This is a genomic window from Clostridium aquiflavi (genome assembly GCF_031344075.1).
In the GTDB taxonomy this organism is placed as follows: Bacteria; Bacillota; Clostridia; order Clostridiales; family Clostridiaceae; genus Clostridium; species Clostridium aquiflavi.
In genome coordinates this window covers 1-17854 of record NZ_JAVJAN010000011.1, presented here as the reverse complement: position 1 = coordinate 17854, position 17854 = coordinate 1, and the positions used below count along the sequence as shown (strand labels likewise).

Annotated in this window: 16 protein-coding genes and 1 riboswitch; of the genes, 14 read left to right on the top strand and 2 right to left on the bottom strand. The window is 27.7% G+C overall.

The window, feature by feature from the left end; genetic code table 11:
* The first annotated feature begins 33 nt into the window (after positions 1-33).
* The 10 genes from RGC78_RS05275 to RGC78_RS05230 all read left to right on the top strand — a co-directional run bounded on the left by RGC78_RS05275 (position 34) and on the right by RGC78_RS05230 (position 10811).
* Entirely contained in the window at positions 34-315 is a 282-nt protein-coding gene (locus RGC78_RS05275) for a YlmC/YmxH family sporulation protein (protein WP_252212846.1), read from the top strand.
* A gap of 139 nt (positions 316-454) precedes the next feature.
* The gene (gene dapG, locus RGC78_RS05270; RefSeq protein WP_309556184.1) at positions 455-1654 is read left to right on the top strand and encodes an aspartate kinase; all 1200 of its coding nucleotides are present in this window, start codon (positions 455-457) and stop codon (positions 1652-1654) included.
* Between the two features lie 64 nt (positions 1655-1718).
* On the top strand, positions 1719-2417 hold the full coding sequence (locus RGC78_RS05265; RefSeq protein ID WP_252212844.1) for a ClpP family protease: 699 nt from the start codon (positions 1719-1721) through the stop codon (positions 2415-2417).
* Between the two features lie 118 nt (positions 2418-2535).
* On the top strand, positions 2536-4890 hold the full coding sequence (locus tag RGC78_RS05260) for an FtsK/SpoIIIE family DNA translocase (RefSeq protein WP_252212843.1): 2355 nt from the start codon (positions 2536-2538) through the stop codon (positions 4888-4890).
* Positions 4891-4991: 101 nt separating this feature from the next.
* A complete protein-coding gene (gene rimO, locus RGC78_RS05255; protein WP_252226299.1) occupies positions 4992-6332 on the top strand; it encodes a 30S ribosomal protein S12 methylthiotransferase RimO in 1341 nt (446 codons plus the stop codon).
* On the top strand, positions 6316-6906 hold the full coding sequence (gene pgsA / locus RGC78_RS05250) for a CDP-diacylglycerol--glycerol-3-phosphate 3-phosphatidyltransferase (protein ID WP_252212841.1): 591 nt from the start codon (positions 6316-6318) through the stop codon (positions 6904-6906). Before rimO ends, pgsA begins: the two co-directional genes overlap by 17 nt.
* Positions 6907-7063: 157 nt before the next feature.
* The gene (recA, locus tag RGC78_RS05245; RefSeq protein WP_252212840.1) at positions 7064-8134 is read left to right on the top strand and encodes a recombinase RecA; all 1071 of its coding nucleotides are present in this window, start codon (positions 7064-7066) and stop codon (positions 8132-8134) included.
* Between the two features lie 337 nt (positions 8135-8471).
* Complete coding sequence (gene rny, locus RGC78_RS05240; protein WP_252212839.1) at positions 8472-10016, top strand: ribonuclease Y; 1545 nt, start codon at positions 8472-8474, stop codon at positions 10014-10016.
* 147 nt (positions 10017-10163) lie between these two features.
* Positions 10164-10424 carry a stage V sporulation protein S gene (locus tag RGC78_RS05235; protein WP_252212838.1) on the top strand — a complete coding sequence of 87 codons (261 nt, stop codon included), beginning with the start codon at positions 10164-10166 and terminating at the stop codon, positions 10422-10424.
* A 126-nt stretch (positions 10425-10550) separates the two neighbouring features.
* Entirely contained in the window at positions 10551-10811 is a 261-nt protein-coding gene (locus RGC78_RS05230) for an HPr family phosphocarrier protein (RefSeq protein WP_003373177.1), read from the top strand.
* A 153-nt stretch (positions 10812-10964) separates the two neighbouring features.
* Here the strand turns inward: RGC78_RS05230 and RGC78_RS05225 are convergent, their stop codons facing one another.
* Complete coding sequence (locus RGC78_RS05225; RefSeq protein ID WP_252212837.1) at positions 10965-11189, bottom strand: DUF378 domain-containing protein; 225 nt, start codon at positions 11187-11189, stop codon at positions 10965-10967.
* Between the two features lie 170 nt (positions 11190-11359).
* Here RGC78_RS05225 and purB point away from each other — a divergent pair, with 170 nt between their 5' ends.
* Positions 11360-12790 (top strand): adenylosuccinate lyase, encoded by a 1431-nt coding sequence (purB, locus tag RGC78_RS05220; protein WP_252212836.1) that lies wholly within the window; start codon positions 11360-11362, stop codon positions 12788-12790.
* Positions 12791-12918: 128 nt separating this feature from the next.
* Here purB and RGC78_RS05215 read toward each other — a convergent pair whose 3' ends face one another.
* Positions 12919-13902, bottom strand: coding sequence for an amidase domain-containing protein (locus RGC78_RS05215; RefSeq protein WP_252212835.1), 984 nt, complete (start codon positions 13900-13902; stop codon positions 12919-12921).
* Between the two features lie 302 nt (positions 13903-14204).
* Here RGC78_RS05215 and RGC78_RS05210 point away from each other — a divergent pair, with 302 nt between their 5' ends.
* From RGC78_RS05210 to RGC78_RS05200, 3 genes are all read left to right on the top strand, one after another.
* A complete protein-coding gene (locus RGC78_RS05210) occupies positions 14205-15395 on the top strand; it encodes a DUF6398 domain-containing protein (RefSeq protein WP_309556181.1) in 1191 nt (396 codons plus the stop codon).
* Between the two features lie 86 nt (positions 15396-15481).
* Positions 15482-15597: riboswitch (FMN riboswitch) on the top strand.
* A gap of 361 nt (positions 15598-15958) precedes the next feature.
* Positions 15959-17050 carry a bifunctional diaminohydroxyphosphoribosylaminopyrimidine deaminase/5-amino-6-(5-phosphoribosylamino)uracil reductase RibD gene (ribD, locus tag RGC78_RS05205; RefSeq protein ID WP_252212834.1) on the top strand — a complete coding sequence of 364 codons (1092 nt, stop codon included), beginning with the start codon at positions 15959-15961 and terminating at the stop codon, positions 17048-17050.
* A gap of 14 nt (positions 17051-17064) precedes the next feature.
* The gene (locus RGC78_RS05200; protein ID WP_252212833.1) at positions 17065-17715 is read left to right on the top strand and encodes a riboflavin synthase; all 651 of its coding nucleotides are present in this window, start codon (positions 17065-17067) and stop codon (positions 17713-17715) included.
* The last annotated feature ends 139 nt before the right edge of the window (positions 17716-17854 follow it).

Below are 17854 nucleotides of genomic sequence, written 5' to 3'. Positions count from 1 at the left end.
TTATGTTATGAGCAAATAAGGAGGATATATATTATGGGAGAATTAAATAATATAAAATATTTAAGTGATATAGAGAAATATGAGTTGATAAATATAAATGATGGTGAAAAATACGATTATTTGGCAAATAATGATTTAATAATAGATGATGATGGAAACTTTAAATTTTTAATTATTAATACAAGTACTAGCAAATTTAGCATGTTTGGTAGCAAAGAGTTTTTAGAAATTCCTTGGGAATGTGTAAAAAAAATAGGGTCTAAAACAATAATACTTGATGCAGATGATGAAATAGTAAAAAAAATTAAACTTTAAAAAAAGTTAAACTTTAAAATGGTATGCAAATATTATATTATTAAGGATGTAATATTTGTAATCATGAAGGGAGGATATTTATTAAAATAAATTAAGTATAAAGACTTATATTTAACTATTTTGATAAATAATTAAACACATGAAGATAGTTGTTCAAAAATTTGGAGGAACTTCGGTTTCAACACCAGAAAAAAGACAAAGAGTAATTGAAAAAGTAAAACAAGCAAAAAAAGAAGGATATAATCCAGTTGTAGTTGTTTCTGCAATGGGAAGAAAAGGTGAGCCTTATGCAACTGATACATTATTATCTTTAGTAAATGAAGATTTTAAAATATCAAATAAACTAGCTCAAGATTTACTTATGTGTTGTGGTGAGTTTATTAGTTCTGTTGTGATGAGTAATGATTTATATGCTGCAGGAATAGATGCAGTTCCATTAACAGGTGGGCAAGCTGGAATTATAACTAATAACAATTTTACTGATGCAAAATGTATAGATACTAATCCAAAGAAAATATTAGACTTAATATCTCAAGGTAGAGTTCCTGTAGTTACAGGTTTCCAAGGAATGTGTGAAGATGGATATTTTACAACACTAGGAAGAGGTGGAAGTGATACAACAGCATCAATACTTGGAGTAGCACTTCAAGCAGAAAGTATAGAGATTTACACTGATGTAGATGGTATTATGACAGCTGATCCAAGACTTGTAGAAGACGCTAGTTTAATAGATGTAATAAGCTATAATGAAGTTTTTCAATTAGCTGATCAAGGTGCTAGTGTTATTCATCCAAGGGCAATAGAACTAGCAATGAAAGCTAATATTCCTTTAGTTATTAAGAATACAATGAGTAATTGCAAAGGAACATTAATAAATAACTTTGGTGATAAAGAAAATGAAAGAATTATAACAGGAATAACACATCAAAAAGATAGAATTCAAGTTTTAATTAAGCTTGTTGAAAATGAAGGAAACATGAAATATCAAGATGTATTAGACTTATTAGCTGCAAATAAAATAAGTCTGGATCTAATAAATATATTTCCTGATAGACAAGTATTTACAATAAATTCTAAAGTTAAAGAAACTGTAGAAAATATATTGACTAATTTTAATTTAAAATATCATTTAATAGAAGAGTGCAGCACTATAGCAGTTATAGGCTCTAGAATGAATGGAAGACCAGGTGTTATGGCTAAAATAATTAAATCTTTAGTTACAGCCAATATAGAAGTATTACAGACAGCTGACTCTAATATGACAATTTGGTGTTTAATCCATTCAAAAAATACTAAAAAAGCTATAAATGTACTTCATAAAACTTTTAATTTATCTTAGATGAAATAAGTAGGTATATAATAATTCCTTCCGTACAAAATAATTGTATGGGAGGAATGTTTTTATGAACAATATATTCAATGGTGAAAATAATAATGAAAAAAATTACAACAGTGAAGCCGAAAACAAAATGCAATCTATAAGGGAATTTGGAAATACAGCCCCTGTAACGCCAAATAAAAGTATACAAGTTTTGTCTATAATAGGTCAAATAGAGGGTCATATGGTATTACCACCTCAGACTAAAGCAACAAGATATGAGCATATTATACCTCAATTGATAGATCTAGAACAAAACGATAATGTTAAAGGTATTCTAATTGTATTAAATACTGTTGGTGGAGATGTAGAGGCAGGTCTTGCTATTGCAGAAATGATAAGAAGTATATCTAAGCCAACTGTATCAATAGTAACAGGCGGAGGTCATTCAATAGGAGTACCTCTTGCAACAGCTTCAGATTATTCTTTTATCACTCCATCTGCAACAATGATAGTTCATCCAGTTAGAATGAATGGATTTATAATAGGAGTAGCACAAACTTTTGAATACTTTAAAAAGATGCAAGAAAGAATAAATGAATTTATTACAAGGACATCACATATTAAAGAAGAAGAATTGGAAAAATTCATGCTACAAACAAATGAATTATTAAATGATGTGGGAACAATACTTATTGGTAAGCAAGCAGTTGATTGTGGACTTATAGATGAAGTTGGAGGAATAAAAGAAGCCTTAGCAAAATTAAAAGAATTAACTGAATAATAATTAAGTATTTAAACAGCTATAGAAAAAAATTATAGCTGTTTTTTATTTTTAGTGGTATCTTATTAAAGGAGAAGTTTTATCTATGTAGAAATAATTAACAATGAGGTGATTAAATGTGAGCAGAAGTGGAACTAAAAGAAGTAATAAAAAAACTAAAAAAGAAAGCAATATAAATAATGATATATTAGGAATAATATATATGGCAATAGGCGTAATACTTGCCATAGCTATATACACTTCTTTAGCAGGATTACTATCTTCTTTAGCACAAAATTTTTCTTATTTATTAATAGGTGTAGGCTCTTATGCAATACCTATATATCTAATATATTTTGGTTTTCAATATATCAAAACTAGAGGCAATGTAAAGTTCGGGAAAAGATTTTTAGGGATATTAATGTTAATATTAATATTAATATTAACTTGTTCAGTTATAAATATTCAAATGATGAATGATACAGATAGTTTTGGAGATAACATTAGATTTATTATTGATAATAAGGGAAGTTTACATGGTGGATTAATAGCTTATTTTATATGTTACCCTTTATATAGGTTTATGGGGGCAATAGGGACTTATATATTATTTTTTACTTTATCTGTTATTTCACTTATATTAATATTTGATATCAATTTATATGATTTAGTGATTGTAGCCAAAGACAAAGGAAAAAAAATAAAAAGCGAGAGAAATGTAAAATCTAAATCTAAAAAAGATGTTAAAGTTTTAGATAATACATTTGTAAACGTGGTTGAAAAAGATGAAGACGTTCCAATAATTAGTAAAGAAAAAGATGCATTTTTATCAACTGTAGATAAAAAAATAAAGATTTTAGATTTTATGAAAAATGATAATATTAAAGATGATGTAGAAGGTGAATTCTCGTCTGATATAGAAAATCAAATTACTGAAAATATTGTAGAAGAGAAGAAAGCCACTCATAAAAAAATAAAATTAAATAGTGAAGAAAAACAAAATATGAGCAGTGAAATAGAAGAAAACCTTTATCACGAACAAAATAAAGAGGATATGCCGTATTTTTATCCAGGTTTAGAACTTTTAAAGATTAACAAAAAACTTAAGGGTTCTGATAAAAAAGAATTGATAGAAAATGCTAGTAAGCTTGAAGAAATATTATCAAATTTTGGGGTGGATGCAAAAGTGACTCAAGTAACAAAAGGTCCATCAGTTACAAGATTTGAATTACAACCAAGCCCTGGGGTTAAAGTTAGTAAAATAGTTAATTTATCAGATGATATAGCTCTTGGATTAGCAGCGTCAGGAATTAGAATAGAAGCACCTATTCCAGGAAAGGCAGCTATAGGAATAGAAGTTCCTAATTCACATCAAGTAGCAGTATTTTTAAGAGAAGTTTTAGAATCAAAAGAATTTATTAATTCAAGTAAAAAATTAGCTTTTGCTCTTGGAAAAGATATTTCAGGGAAATGTGTTGTAGGAGACTTAAGTAAGATGCCACATACATTAATTGCAGGGGCAACGGGCTCAGGAAAAAGTGTATGTATAAATTCTTTAATAATAAGTCTATTATATAAATATAGTCCAAATGAAGTTAAATTGCTTATGGTAGATCCTAAGGTTGTTGAACTCAATGTTTATAATGGAATACCACATCTTTTAATTCCAGTAGTTACTGATCCTAAAAAGGCAGCAGCAGCACTTAATTGGGCAGTAAATGAAATGACAAAAAGATATAAGCTTTTTGCTGAAATGGGTGTTAGAAATATGGAATCATACAATGAATTATTTAATAAAGGAGTAATAGAAGAAAAACTTCCTTATATAGTAATCATAGTAGATGAATTGGCAGATTTAATGATGGTTTGCCCTAATGATGTAGAAGATTATATAGGTAGATTAGCACAAATGGCTAGAGCAGCAGGTATGCATTTAGTCATAGCAACTCAAAGACCATCAGTAGATGTAATAACAGGTGTAATTAAAGCTAATATACCATCTAGAATATCATTTGCAGTTTCGTCTCAAATAGATTCTAGAACAATACTTGATAGTTCTGGTGCAGAAAAACTTCTTGGTAAAGGAGATATGTTATATTATCCAGTTGGTGAAAGTAAACCACTTAGAGTACAAGGTTGCTTTATATCAGAAGAAGAGGTAGAACAAGTTATATCCTTTGTAAAATCAAGTCAAGGTACTAGTAATTATGAAGAAGAAATAATAGAGCATATAAATAATGAAGCTCAATCATCAATATCAGAAAATGGTGATGATGTTGATGAACTACTTAATGATGCCATAAATGCGGTAATTGAATACGAGCAAGCATCAACTTCTTTTCTTCAAAGGAAACTTAGGATAGGATTTAATAGGGCTTCTAGAATAATGGATCAGTTAGAAGAAAGAGGTATAATATCTGAAAAAGATGGAAGTAGACCAAGAAAGATATTGATTACCAAAGAAGAATTATATGATGATAAAGATGAGAATTAAAAAAGAAAACTTAAATAATTAATTATAGTTGATAATATAGCTATAAATATTATAATTAATTTGGTATAATTAAAAACATTAAAATACAGGAGGACAAAAACTTGACTAAGTACAAAGTTGGAATGGTGAGTTTAGGATGCGATAAAAATAGAGTGGATTCTGAAATCATCCTTGGAAAAATGAGTAATGAATATGAAATAACTAATAATGCAAAAGAAGCAGATGTTATAATTGTAAATACATGTGGGTTTATAGAGTCGGCTAAACAAGAATCAATAGATACTATTTTAGAAATGGCTGAATATAAAAATAATTACAAGTGTAAGCTTCTTATAGCAACAGGATGTTTAATACAAAGATATGGTGATGAATTAAAAAATCTTATACCTGAAATAGACATAATGTTAGGAGTTAATGATTATAATAAAATAGATAAAGTTATTACAGAACTTATTGAAGGAGATAAAGAAGCTTCTCAATTATTAAATTATTCTGATGAAAACATAAATGAAGGAGACAGAATTCTTACAACACAAAAGGAAAGTGCATATATAAGAATTGCAGAAGGTTGTAATAATTTTTGCACATATTGTATAATTCCTAAAATAAGGGGAAAATTTAGAAGTAGAAGGATGGAAAATATAATTAGTGAAGCTACAGACTTAGCAAGTAAAGGTGTTAAAGAGTTAATATTAATAGCTCAAGATACAACACAATATGGTAGTGATATTTATGGTAAGAAAAATCTTCATGTATTATTAAAAGAGTTATCTAAAATAGAAGGAATAAAGTGGATTAGAGTATTATATTGCTATCCCGAAGCCATATATGATGAATTAATAGAAGAAATCGCATCTAATGATAAAGTAGTAAAATATTTAGATATACCTATACAGCACATAAGTGATCATGTATTAAAGCTTATGGGAAGAAAAACAAGCAAGAAAGACATAACTGATAAAATAGAAAAACTTAGAAAGAATATACCAAATATTACAATTAGAACAACATTCATAGTAGGATTTCCACAAGAAACACAAGAAGACTTTCAAGAAATTTTAGAATTCTTACAAGAATATAAATTAGATAAAGTAGGAGTTTTTAAATATTCAAGAGAAGAAGATACACCGGCTTCAAGAATGGATGGACAAATAGATGAAGAGATAAAGAGCGAAAGAGAAGAAAAGTTAATGTTATCTCAAGAAAAGATTTCTAATAATATAAATAAATTGAAAGTTGGCAAAAAATATGATATTCTAATTGAAGAATATGATGGTGAATGCTATAAAGGTAGAAATTTTGAGATGGCACCTGATATAGATGGAAATGTATTTTTTGAATCTCCTAAGCCATTGGAGATAGGTGAATTCGTTAAAGTAAAAATAATCAAAAATATGGATTACGATTTAATAGGAGTTGTTGAAGATGAATCTTGCAAATAAGTTGACTTTAATTAGAATATTTTTGGTACCTATTTTTCTGATATTTATAGTTGTTAAAGGAATACCATATGGTAGTTTTATAGCTACTATAATATTTGTTTTAGCTGCTTTAACAGATAAGCTTGATGGATATATTGCAAGAAGTAGAAACCAAGTTACTAACTTTGGAAAATTTATGGATCCTTTAGCTGATAAACTATTAGTGACAACTGCACTAATTACATTAGTTGAAATGCATATAGTTCCAAGTTGGGCTGCTGTTATAATAATAGCACGTGAATTTGCAGTATCAGGCTTAAGAACATTGGCTGCTTCTGAGGGAAGAGTTATAGCAGCAAGTTGGTGGGGAAAGATAAAAACAGTAATACAAATAATAGCTATAGTATTATTGCTATTACAAGTTAGTATAGGTGACTCAAAGTATTTAACTAATTTAGTTATTAATAGTGAATTTTGGAAAGGATTCTTTAGTACAGTTCCAAATATAATGCTAATAGCAGCTGTTATAATAACTATAATTTCAGGATATGAATATTTTAAGAAAAACAAAGATTCAATATCTACTAATAAATAGATAAGTTTAAAATAATATAACATGGATATAATTATAATAAATTCCTTCTTTAAGATGTATTTTAAAGGGGGAATTTTTATCAATACTGTTGACTAATAATAATAGTTAAATTATAATTATATACAGAACATAAGTTCGATGAGAGGAAGGTAACATTATGGCTAATATAGATGTAAATAAATTAAAAGCAATTGAAAATGCAATGGGACAAATAGAAAAGCAATTTGGTAAAGGTTCAGTTATGAAATTAGGTGAAGACAGTGTTTTAAATATTGATTCAATTTCTACTGGATGTTTAGATTTAGATATAGCACTTGGAATTGGTGGAGTTCCAAAGGGAAGAATTATTGAAATTTATGGTCCTGAAAGTTCAGGTAAAACAACAATAGCTCTTCATATAGCTGCAGAAGCACAGAAAAAAGGTGGAGCAGTAGGATTTATAGATGCAGAACATGCATTAGATCCATCTTATGCAAGAAACTTAGGGGTAGATACAGAAAATCTTATAGTTTCTCAGCCAGATACAGGAGAACAAGGTCTTGAAATAGCAGAAGCATTAGTTCGTTCAGGTGCAATTGATGTAATTATAGTTGACTCTGTTGCAGCATTGGTTCCTAAAGCTGAAATTGAAGGAGAAATGGGAGATTCTCATATTGGACTTCAAGCAAGACTAATGTCACAAGCATTAAGAAAACTAGCAGGTACAATTAGTAAAACAAATTGCATAGCAATTTTCATTAACCAATTGAGAGAAAAAGTTGGAGTAATGTTTGGTTCACCTGAAACAACAACAGGAGGAAGAGCATTAAAGTTCTATGCATCAGTAAGACTTGATGTAAGGAGAATAGACTCTATAAAACAAGGTGATGGTATTGTTGGTAATAGAACAAGAATAAAAGTAACAAAGAATAAAGTAGCACCACCTTTTAAACAAGCAGAATTTGACATAATGTATAACGAAGGTATTTCAAGAGAAGGAAACATATTAGATGTTGGAGTTAAGGAAGAAATAGTACAAAAGAGTGGGGCATGGTTCTCATATGGAGACATAAGGTTGGGTCAAGGTAGAGAAAATGCTAAACAATACTTAAAAGAAAATCCAGAAGTTGCATTAGATGTAGAAAATCAAATAAGAGAAAAACATAATCTTCCATTGATGGATGCTGTTATAAATGAAACATCATCTGAAGTTAAAAATAAAGAAAATAAGGAACAATCAGATAAATAAATAGATAATTATAAAAAGCAAAAGGATTATTTCTTTTGCTTTTTTTACAATAAAAAGGATGATATATATAAATATTGTTATATGAAAATATTTTTATGATTATATATGTTGTTATTACTAAAATTTTATAGCAAATACAAATAAAAAAAACTCTTGTAACTCAGTAAATATGAGCATGATAACAATATCATAGCAAGCTTGACATAATTTTATTTTTAATATAGAATAAAAAGGAATACTGGTTTATCATATTCCCAATACAGTGAGAATAATATGACACCTACTATGATTTCTTGTTTACAAAAATAGATAGCTTAACAAGCTAGGAGGTGTTTATATGAAATTTTGGATTTTAATAATAATAGTAAATTTAATTATATTATTAGTATTAGGAATACTACTTTATAAAATGATACAAAAAGTATCGAAGGATAAAATTGAATCTCTTGAAAATGAGGCACAAGATGTTTTAGAAAGAGCTAAAAGAGAAGCAGAAGCTCTTCAAAAAGAAACAATACTTGAAGCTAAGGAAGAGGTTCATAAGTTAAGAAATGATTTTGAAAAAGAATCTCGTGAAAGAAGAAATGAGATTCAAAGACTTGAAAGAAGAGTTATTCAAAAAGAAGAATCACTTGATAAAAAGAGTGATACGCTAGAAAAAAGAGAAGAAAAAATTAATCAAAGAATGCTTGATATAGATCAAGTAGAAGCCAATGTAAAAGAAATATATACTCAAAGAAGAGAAGAATTGGAAAGAATTTCATCTCTTTCTAGTGAAGAAGCTCGTAAAATTCTTTTAGACGAAATTAAAAGAGAAATTTCACATGATGCTGCATTGATGATAAAAGAAATCGAAAGCAAAGCAAAAGAAGAAGCAGACAAAAGATCAAGAGAAATAATCACGACTGCTATTCAAAGATGTGCTGCGGATCATGTGTCTGAAACTACTGTGCATGTTGTTGCGCTACCAAATGATGAAATGAAGGGTAGAATAATAGGTAGAGAAGGAAGAAACATTAGAACTCTAGAAACATTAACCGGAGTAGATTTAATAATAGATGATACTCCAGAAGCAGTTATTCTTTCAAGCTTTGATCCAATAAGGAGAGAAGTTGCAAGAATAGCACTTGAAAAGTTGATAGTGGATGGTAGAATACATCCAGCAAGAATCGAAGAGATGGTCGAAAGAGCAGTTAAAGATGTAGAAAATGATATAAAAGAAGAAGGGGAACAAGCGACCCTAGAAACTGGAATAAATGGATTACATCCAGAACTTATAAGACTACTTGGCAGATTAAAGTATAGAACTAGTTATGGTCAAAATGTATTAAAACATTCCATAGAAGTTTCATATTTAGCTGGTTTAATGGCTTCAGAATTAGGTTTAGATGTTACTCTAGCTAAAAGAGCAGGATTACTACATGATATCGGTAAAGCTGTAGATCAGGAGCAAGAAGGTCCTCATGCACTAATTGGAGGAGACCTTGCTAAGAAATATCATGAGCAACCATTGGTGATAAATGCTGTAGCAGCCCATCATGGAGATGTGGAAATGCAATCTTTAGAAGCAGTATTGGTTCAAGCGGCAGATGCTATATCAGCAGCTAGACCGGGGGCAAGAAGAGAAACATTAGAAGCATATATTAAGAGATTGGAAAAATTAGAAGAAATCGCAAATTCTTATGAGGGTGTAGAAAAGTCATATGCCATTCAAGCTGGAAGAGAAATAAGAATTATTGTTAAACCAGATAAAGTTGACGATGCTGGTACTGCTGAATTAGCTAGAAATTTAGTGAAGAGCGTAGAAGAACAACTTGAATATCCAGGACAAATTAAGATTAATGTAATAAGAGAAACTAGAACAGTAGACTTTGCTAAATAAAATTAAAAGATAAAATGTATAATTATTATACATTTTATCTTTTTTCTTTATAAAATATTATACTAAATAAAAGGAATTTAATAGATTGTATAGAATATATATTAATGTAAACGATTTTGTATAATGATTCTAGGAGGAATAATAAAAATGGAAGTATTAAAGGTATCAAGTAAATCAAATCCTAATTCGGTAGCAGGCGCATTAGCGGCAATAATAAAAGAAAAGAACATAGCGGAAATACAAGCAGTGGGAGCTGGAGCAATAAATCAAGCAGTTAAAGCTATAGCAATAGCTAGAGGATTTGTGGCACCAAGTGGAAAGGATATTATTTGTGTACCAGCTTTTACGGATATACAAATAGATGGAGAAGAGAGAACAGCAATAAAACTTATAGTACAACCTAGATAAGATAAAGAAGAGCTTGGTAATGGGCATCTTAATTATTTTTAAGTTGAAATTAATTACAAAACAGTATATACTAAAATGGTTGGATGCTATATTTATTAATTAATTTTTTGTAAAGAGGTGGATATAATGGTATCAAAAGAAGTTATAGTAAAAAGTTCATCAGGTCTTCATGCTAGACCAGCAACATTATTAGTTAAGAAAGCTTCAGGATTTAAGTCAGACGTTAGCATAGAATACAATGGTAAGAAAGCAAACGTTAAGAGCTTAATAGGAGTTTTATCTTTAGCTGTAACTAAAGATGCTGCAATAAAAATTTCAGCATCTGGAGATGATGAAGCTCTAGCAGTTGAAGAATTAGTAAGTTTAGTTCAATCTTTAGACGATTAATATTTATTAAAAAGAGATGTCCCTAAAAAGTATATAAATTTAGGAGACATCTCTTTTGTTATGTATAATATTCTAATTAAAATATAATTTTCCCCATAAGCAAATAGAAGAATAATATTATTTACTTATTGGGAAAATATTATAATAGGTATTTTAATTAATTTTTTTATTTAAATTATTATTGCATTTAAATAGCAATGACAGTAAATTTAATGATGATAAAAAAATTATTATATATATTATTCTTTGAATTATAGGTATTCCAAAAGAAAATATAGTTACTAAATTAATATTTAGTAAACCTATTAATCCCCAATTAAAGGCACCTAGAATAACTAAAATAAAAGAAATTTTATCGAATATATTTAATTTATACATTTTATTCACTCCTAACTTTAGAATACATTATGTTTATATATATGATTTAAAATAAAAAATAATAACATTAAGTAAATTTTTCAATAAAATACTATGAAAATATAAAAAATATGTTATAATACGAATGTTGAAATAAAAAAAATAAAATATATTCGTGTGGAGGTTTTTGTATGAGAAATTTATATAGCACACCATTAAATTCAAGATATGCATCTAAAGAAATGAGTTTTATTTTTTCAGATGATATGAAATTTACAACTTGGAGAAAGCTATGGGTAGCTCTTGCTGAAGGTGAAAGAGAACTAGGCTTAAATATAACAGAGGAACAAGTAAATGAATTAAAATCAAATATTAATAATATAAATTATGAAGAAGCTATAAAAAAAGAAAAAGAAGTAAGACACGATGTAATGAGTCATGTGTACGCATATGGGTTACAATGTCCAGCTGCTAAGGGTATAATTCATCTTGGAGCTACTTCTTGTTACGTAGGCGATAACACAGATGTAATAATAATGAGAGATGCACTTTTATTAATAAAAGATAAGATAGTAACAGTATTAAATCACTTAAAGAATTTTGCCATTGAATATAAAGATTTACCTACATTAGGATTTACACATTATCAACCAGCTCAATTAACTACAGTAGGAAAAAGAGCGACTTTATGGATGCAAGATTTAGTTATGGACATTGAAAATATAGATTTTGTAATACATAGTTTAAAACTAAGAGGAGTAAAAGGAACAACTGGAACTCAAGCTAGTTTTATGGAATTATTTGATGGTGATGAAGAAAAAGTTAAAAAATTAGATAAAATGATAGCAGAAAAAATGGGATTTGATAAGAGTTTTGGCGTTACAGGTCAAACTTATCCAAGAAAACTTGATTCAATAGTTTTAAATACATTATCAGAAATTGCACAAAGTGCTTATAAATTTAGTAATGACTTAAGATTACTTCAAAGTATGAAAGAGATGGAAGAACCTTTTGAAAAAAATCAAATAGGATCATCAGCAATGGCTTATAAGAGAAATCCTATGAGAAGTGAAAGAATTAGTGCACTAGCTAGATACGTAATAGTAGATGCTTTAAATCCAGCAATAACAGCAGGAACTCAATGGTTTGAAAGAACGTTAGATGATTCAGCTAATAAGAGATTATCAGTTGCAGAAGGATTCTTGGCTTTAGATGGAGTATTAAATCTTTATATGAACATAGCTGAAAACATGGTAGTATATGATAAAGTCATAGCATCACATGTAGCTAGTGAACTGCCATTTATGGCTACTGAAAATATAATGATGGAAGCAGTAAAAAGAGGAAAAGATAGACAAGAATTACATGAAAAAATACGAGTTCATTCTATGGCAGCAGCTCAAAGAGTTAAAGGTGAAGGATTAGATAATGATTTAATAGAAAGAATAATAAATGATAATTCTTTTGGACTTACTAAGGATGAAATATTATCAATAATAGATGCTAAAAAATTTGTTGGTAGAGCACCAAGTCAAGTAGTAGAATTTATTGATGAATATGTAAATCCTATTATAGAAAGTAATGAAAAAGCTTTAAAAATTAAGAGTGAAATAACAGTTTAAATAATTTAAATATATAGGATATCTTAGTTTGAATCATTCTAAGGTATCCTATATTATTGAGAAGTCTATTTAACCTAGTACATACATAAAGTTATACTTAAAACAAAGTGCAAAATTAAGAACAAATTTTAATATATTTCTAAGTTTCTTATTCTAGGATATAATATAGGGTAGGTTAAACTTAAAGGATAGTTTAATTTGTTATAGCTATGACAGCAGTATAAGTAATCTCCATCTGGAAGAATATGAGTTATTAAACCTGAGTGGAAGAATCGACCTATTTTAGGTGTATAAAATTGTATTATAGTACCCTTCTTTAAAGGAGAATTTTTATTAATTTCAAATCCAAGTTTATTTTTTATAATATATGAATGTAGCTCTTCAACTCTAACCCAAGCATTACTATAGGGTTTCCATGAATTTGAAGTCTTTAACCCACCAAAATGAATTGATTGAGAAATAAAATTTGTACAATCTCCACCTATACCATCAAAGGATGTATAATCTTTATTAGGAGTCAAAGCAAATTTTTCGGCGTATTCACAAGCTTTTAATGGATCATAAGAAAAACTTCTATCAGAAGTATAAGGTGTTCTGTAACAATTATTACTTTCAAGATATTTTTTATATAGACGATCTAAAACCTTTATTTTAGAACTCCAAATACCTATTTTATTAGATGAAATAATATTCATTATTTGTAGTAAATCTTTTTTTAGTATATCTTCATATAAATTAGGATCTTCCTCTTTATTAACTAAAAACATTATTTTTAATTTGTGATTACTTTTATTTGATATAAGTATATATTCATCTAATGAATATGATATTATACCTTTGGGTGAATTATTTAAAGTGAAGGATTGTAGGTAGTTAAATTTTATTTTGAGTAAATTGTGATTTTTTTCAAGTATGTTAAATTTATATTTAGTTTTTATATTGTTTATTTGTAAGTTCAATTTTTTTAGCCATAAAGAATTAAAGCATTTTTTTAAATATAAATCTTCAAAAATATTGTCGTTTACATTACATTTTTCTTTTTGAATTAAATTGAATTTATCATATGTAGTAGATAAAATTTTATGAAAATAATATAAATCTATTGATAACAATATATCACCGCCTAAAGAAAGTAGTTTTTTATAAATTATAATTAATTTATAAAAATACGTTTACAGATATATATGAACAAAGTTTATATATATTGCTAAAAAGTATTAAAATATATATTCTCATATAATGTGATATAATTAAGTGGTTCTATTACGTATAACACTTGCTGATAATATAATTAAAATATATAATATAAAGGTATTAAAAAATAAAGAATAATATTTTAATTATAAGATATTTTAATTATATTAGTGAATAATGAAACCTTATGAGAGATTTAAAAAAAGGAGTTATAGAAATAATGCAAAATTTACCTAACTCAATAGTTGAAAAATATGAAGAAATTCTTGGAAAGATAAAAGTCTTTTCAAATCAATATCTTAATGAACAATATGAAAAAGTTTGTATAAAAGCGTTACATGACTTAGGAATGAGCCATGAAGATTCATTGAAAAAAGGGAAAAGCTCTTCATGGGCAGCAGGAGTTGTTCATGCAATTGGAACAGTAAATAATTTATTTGATGTTAAAGAGGAGCCATATATTAAAGCTCTTGATTTATATAAAGAATTTGGAGTAAGTAATAGTACGGGCTCTATGAAATCAAAAGAAATAAGAAACTTATTAAATATATCAAAAGATGATGAAATATGGATAGTAAATTCTAATGATAAGAGCGATTCTTTAAATGATAAAAAAGAAGTAGAAGCTGAGAAAGAAGAAAATATTAGAATTACTGAAGAATTTATAAAAGCTCAAAAAATAATGAGAAAAGCATGGTCTGAAAAGAATTTTAATAAGAAGGTAAAACTTGCAAAAGAGGCTTTAAGTGTTTGTGAGTATTGCTCAGATGCATATATAATTTTATCTAAAGATGTAAGTTTAACTGATAATGATAAGAAAGAGTTATTAGAAAAATCAGTTGATTCAGGTAAATACATATTGGGCATTGACAGTTTAAAAACTGCATCTAAAGAATGTTTTAATAAAAAAGAAGCTCAACCATTTTTTGGAGCTAAATATACTTTGGCTATTCAATTATGGAAAATGGGTAAAAAAAATGATGCTATAGATAATGCATTTGAAATATTAGAATTTAATGAAAAAGACAACTTAATGGTAAGAGGAATATTGTCTAGTTGGTTATTAATTGAAAAAAGATATGATGATGCAGAAAAGTTATTTAAAAAATATGATAATGATTATTTAGCAGCAGTATCATATAATAAGGCTTTATTACGTTATAAAACAGGAAAAATAAAAGAAGCAGAAGATGCTATAAGAAAAGCATACAAGAAAAATTCATTTGTAATACCATATATATTGAAACAAAAGAAAATTCCTAAAGTATTACCTAGAATATCTAGATTCGGAAGTGATGCAGAAGCTATGCATTATATAAAATATAGTTTAGAAGCATGGAATGAATCTAAAGAAACTATTAACTGGATAAAGGAAATGAATGTAAATTTTAAAATTCAAAAATCAAATTAATAGATTATTGTAAAATATGAAAAAAGATTACGTGTTGACCTTTACATAATTAGAAGAATATGATAATATAAAAATATAAATTAAATATTAATCTTCAGGGCAGGGTGAAATTCCCTACCGGCGGTAAAGCCCGCGAGCTAGAAATAGCAGATTCGGTTAAATTCCGAAGCCGACAGTAAAGTCTGGATGGAAGAAGAAATTACTTATTTGATCTAATGATTATTAGGTTTTAATTCGTATTATTTAAATTGATTTTTACCCTGAACTTATATTTTAGTTCAGGGTTTTTTAATTTATAAGATAAAATATGATTTTTAATTATATCTAAATAATATTAAAATCATATATCTTTATTTTGATACGTTAAAATCATAATTCATTATAAATAAGATTATTATTAATCCCTGAAGTATTACACTTCAGGGATTTTTTTCTTTAGAACATTGTAAAAAAGGAAAATTTCATAAAAATTCAAATCATAATTAATTTAGGCAAATGAAAATAAATAACTCATGCCTATAAGTGGTTGCTATGATTTTTATATTAAGAAGAAGGTGAATTTAGTGAATGAGAAGTATATGGGGTTAGCATTAGAATTGGCTAAAAAAGGAATAGGAAAGGTTAATCCAAACCCTTTAGTGGGTGCAGTAATTGTAAAGGACGATGAGATAATTGGAATAGGATATCATGAGCAGTATGGAGGACCACATGCAGAAGTAAATGCCATTAACAACGCTACTAAGTTATTAGAAGGAAGTACGATATACATAACATTAGAGCCATGTGCACATTATGGAAAAACTCCTCCATGTGTAAATTTAATAATAGAGAAAAAAATAAAAAAAGTAGTAATAGGAATGTTGGATCCAAATCCAATGGTATCAGGAAAAAGTGTAAAAAAACTAAAAGAGAATGATATAGAAGTTATAGTTGGTATAGAAGAAGAGAAATGTAAAAAATTAAATGAATCATTTATTAAATATATAACATCAAATTTACCATTTGTTATTTTAAAAAGTGCAATATCATTAGATGGGAAAATAGCTACAGCTATAGGAGAGTCAAAGTGGATTACATCAAAAGAAGCAAGGAGAGATGGGCATTTATTAAGAAATAAATTGTCAGCTATTATGGTAGGGGTAAATACTGTTATTAAGGATAATCCAGAACTTACATGCAGAATAGAAAATGGGAGAAATCCAATAAGAATTATTGTTGATAGCACCTTAAGAATTCCATTAGATTCAAAGATAGTAAATAACTCTGATAGATTAACCATAGTAGCAACAACTAAATATGCTGACAAATTAAAAAAACAAAAATTAGTTAATAAAGGTGCAAGAGTAATAGAAATAATTGATAAAAATAAAAAAGTTGATTTAAAAGAATTGATGATATATTTAGGTAATTTAAAAATAGATTCTATATTAATTGAAGGTGGAGGAACATTAAACTTTTCTGCATTAGAAGAAAATATAGTTGATAAGGTAAGATTTTATATAGCACCTAAAATATTAGGTGGTGAAACAAGTAAAAGTAGTATAGGTGGACAGGGATTTTCTAAATTAAGTGATGCTGTAAAACTTAGAGATTTAACTTATGAAAAATTATCAGAGGAGATAGTTATAGAAGGATATATAAATAAATTGAAGTAAAAGGATGTGATTAATTGTTTACTGGAATTGTTGAAGAAGTAGGTAGTTTAGAGAAACTTACATTAGGGGGAGGCTTTGGAGTAATAGAAATAAGAGCCAATAAGGTACTGGAAAATACTAAAATAGGAGATAGTATTGCATCAAATGGTGTATGTTTAACAGTTTTGGAAATGACTAAATCTTCATTTAAAGCTAATGTAATGGGAGAAACCTTAGAAAAAAGTTCACTGGGAAGTTTGAAATCAGGAAATAAAATTAATCTTGAAAGAGCAATGAAATTAGAAGATAGATTTGGTGGACATATAGTAAGTGGTCATATAGATGGAGTAGGTAAAATAACCGATATAGAAAAAAAGGTCGATGGTACATGGGTTACTATATCTGCATCAAAAGAGATTTTGAAATATATTATATACAAAGGTTCAATAGCCATTGATGGCATAAGTCTAACAGTTGCATATGTTGATGATGAAAAGTTTAAAGTATCTGTTATACCGCATACTTTAGAAAATACAATTTTATATGAGAAAAAAGTTCAGTCAGTTGTAAATTTAGAATGTGATGTGGTTGGAAAATATATTGAAAAATTAGTAAATAACAAGGATGAAGAAATAAAAAATGAAAGCAATGTAACCATGGAGTTTTTAAGAGAAAATGGTTTTTAATAATAAAATGCGTTTTAAGGGGGTATTGATATATGCATAAGCAAACTGGACAGAGCAATTGAACTTAGGAATACTAAAATGACTATAGTCCCATTTTAGCTTGCTCCCAATATAAAATTGAGACAAGCAGTAAATGTGA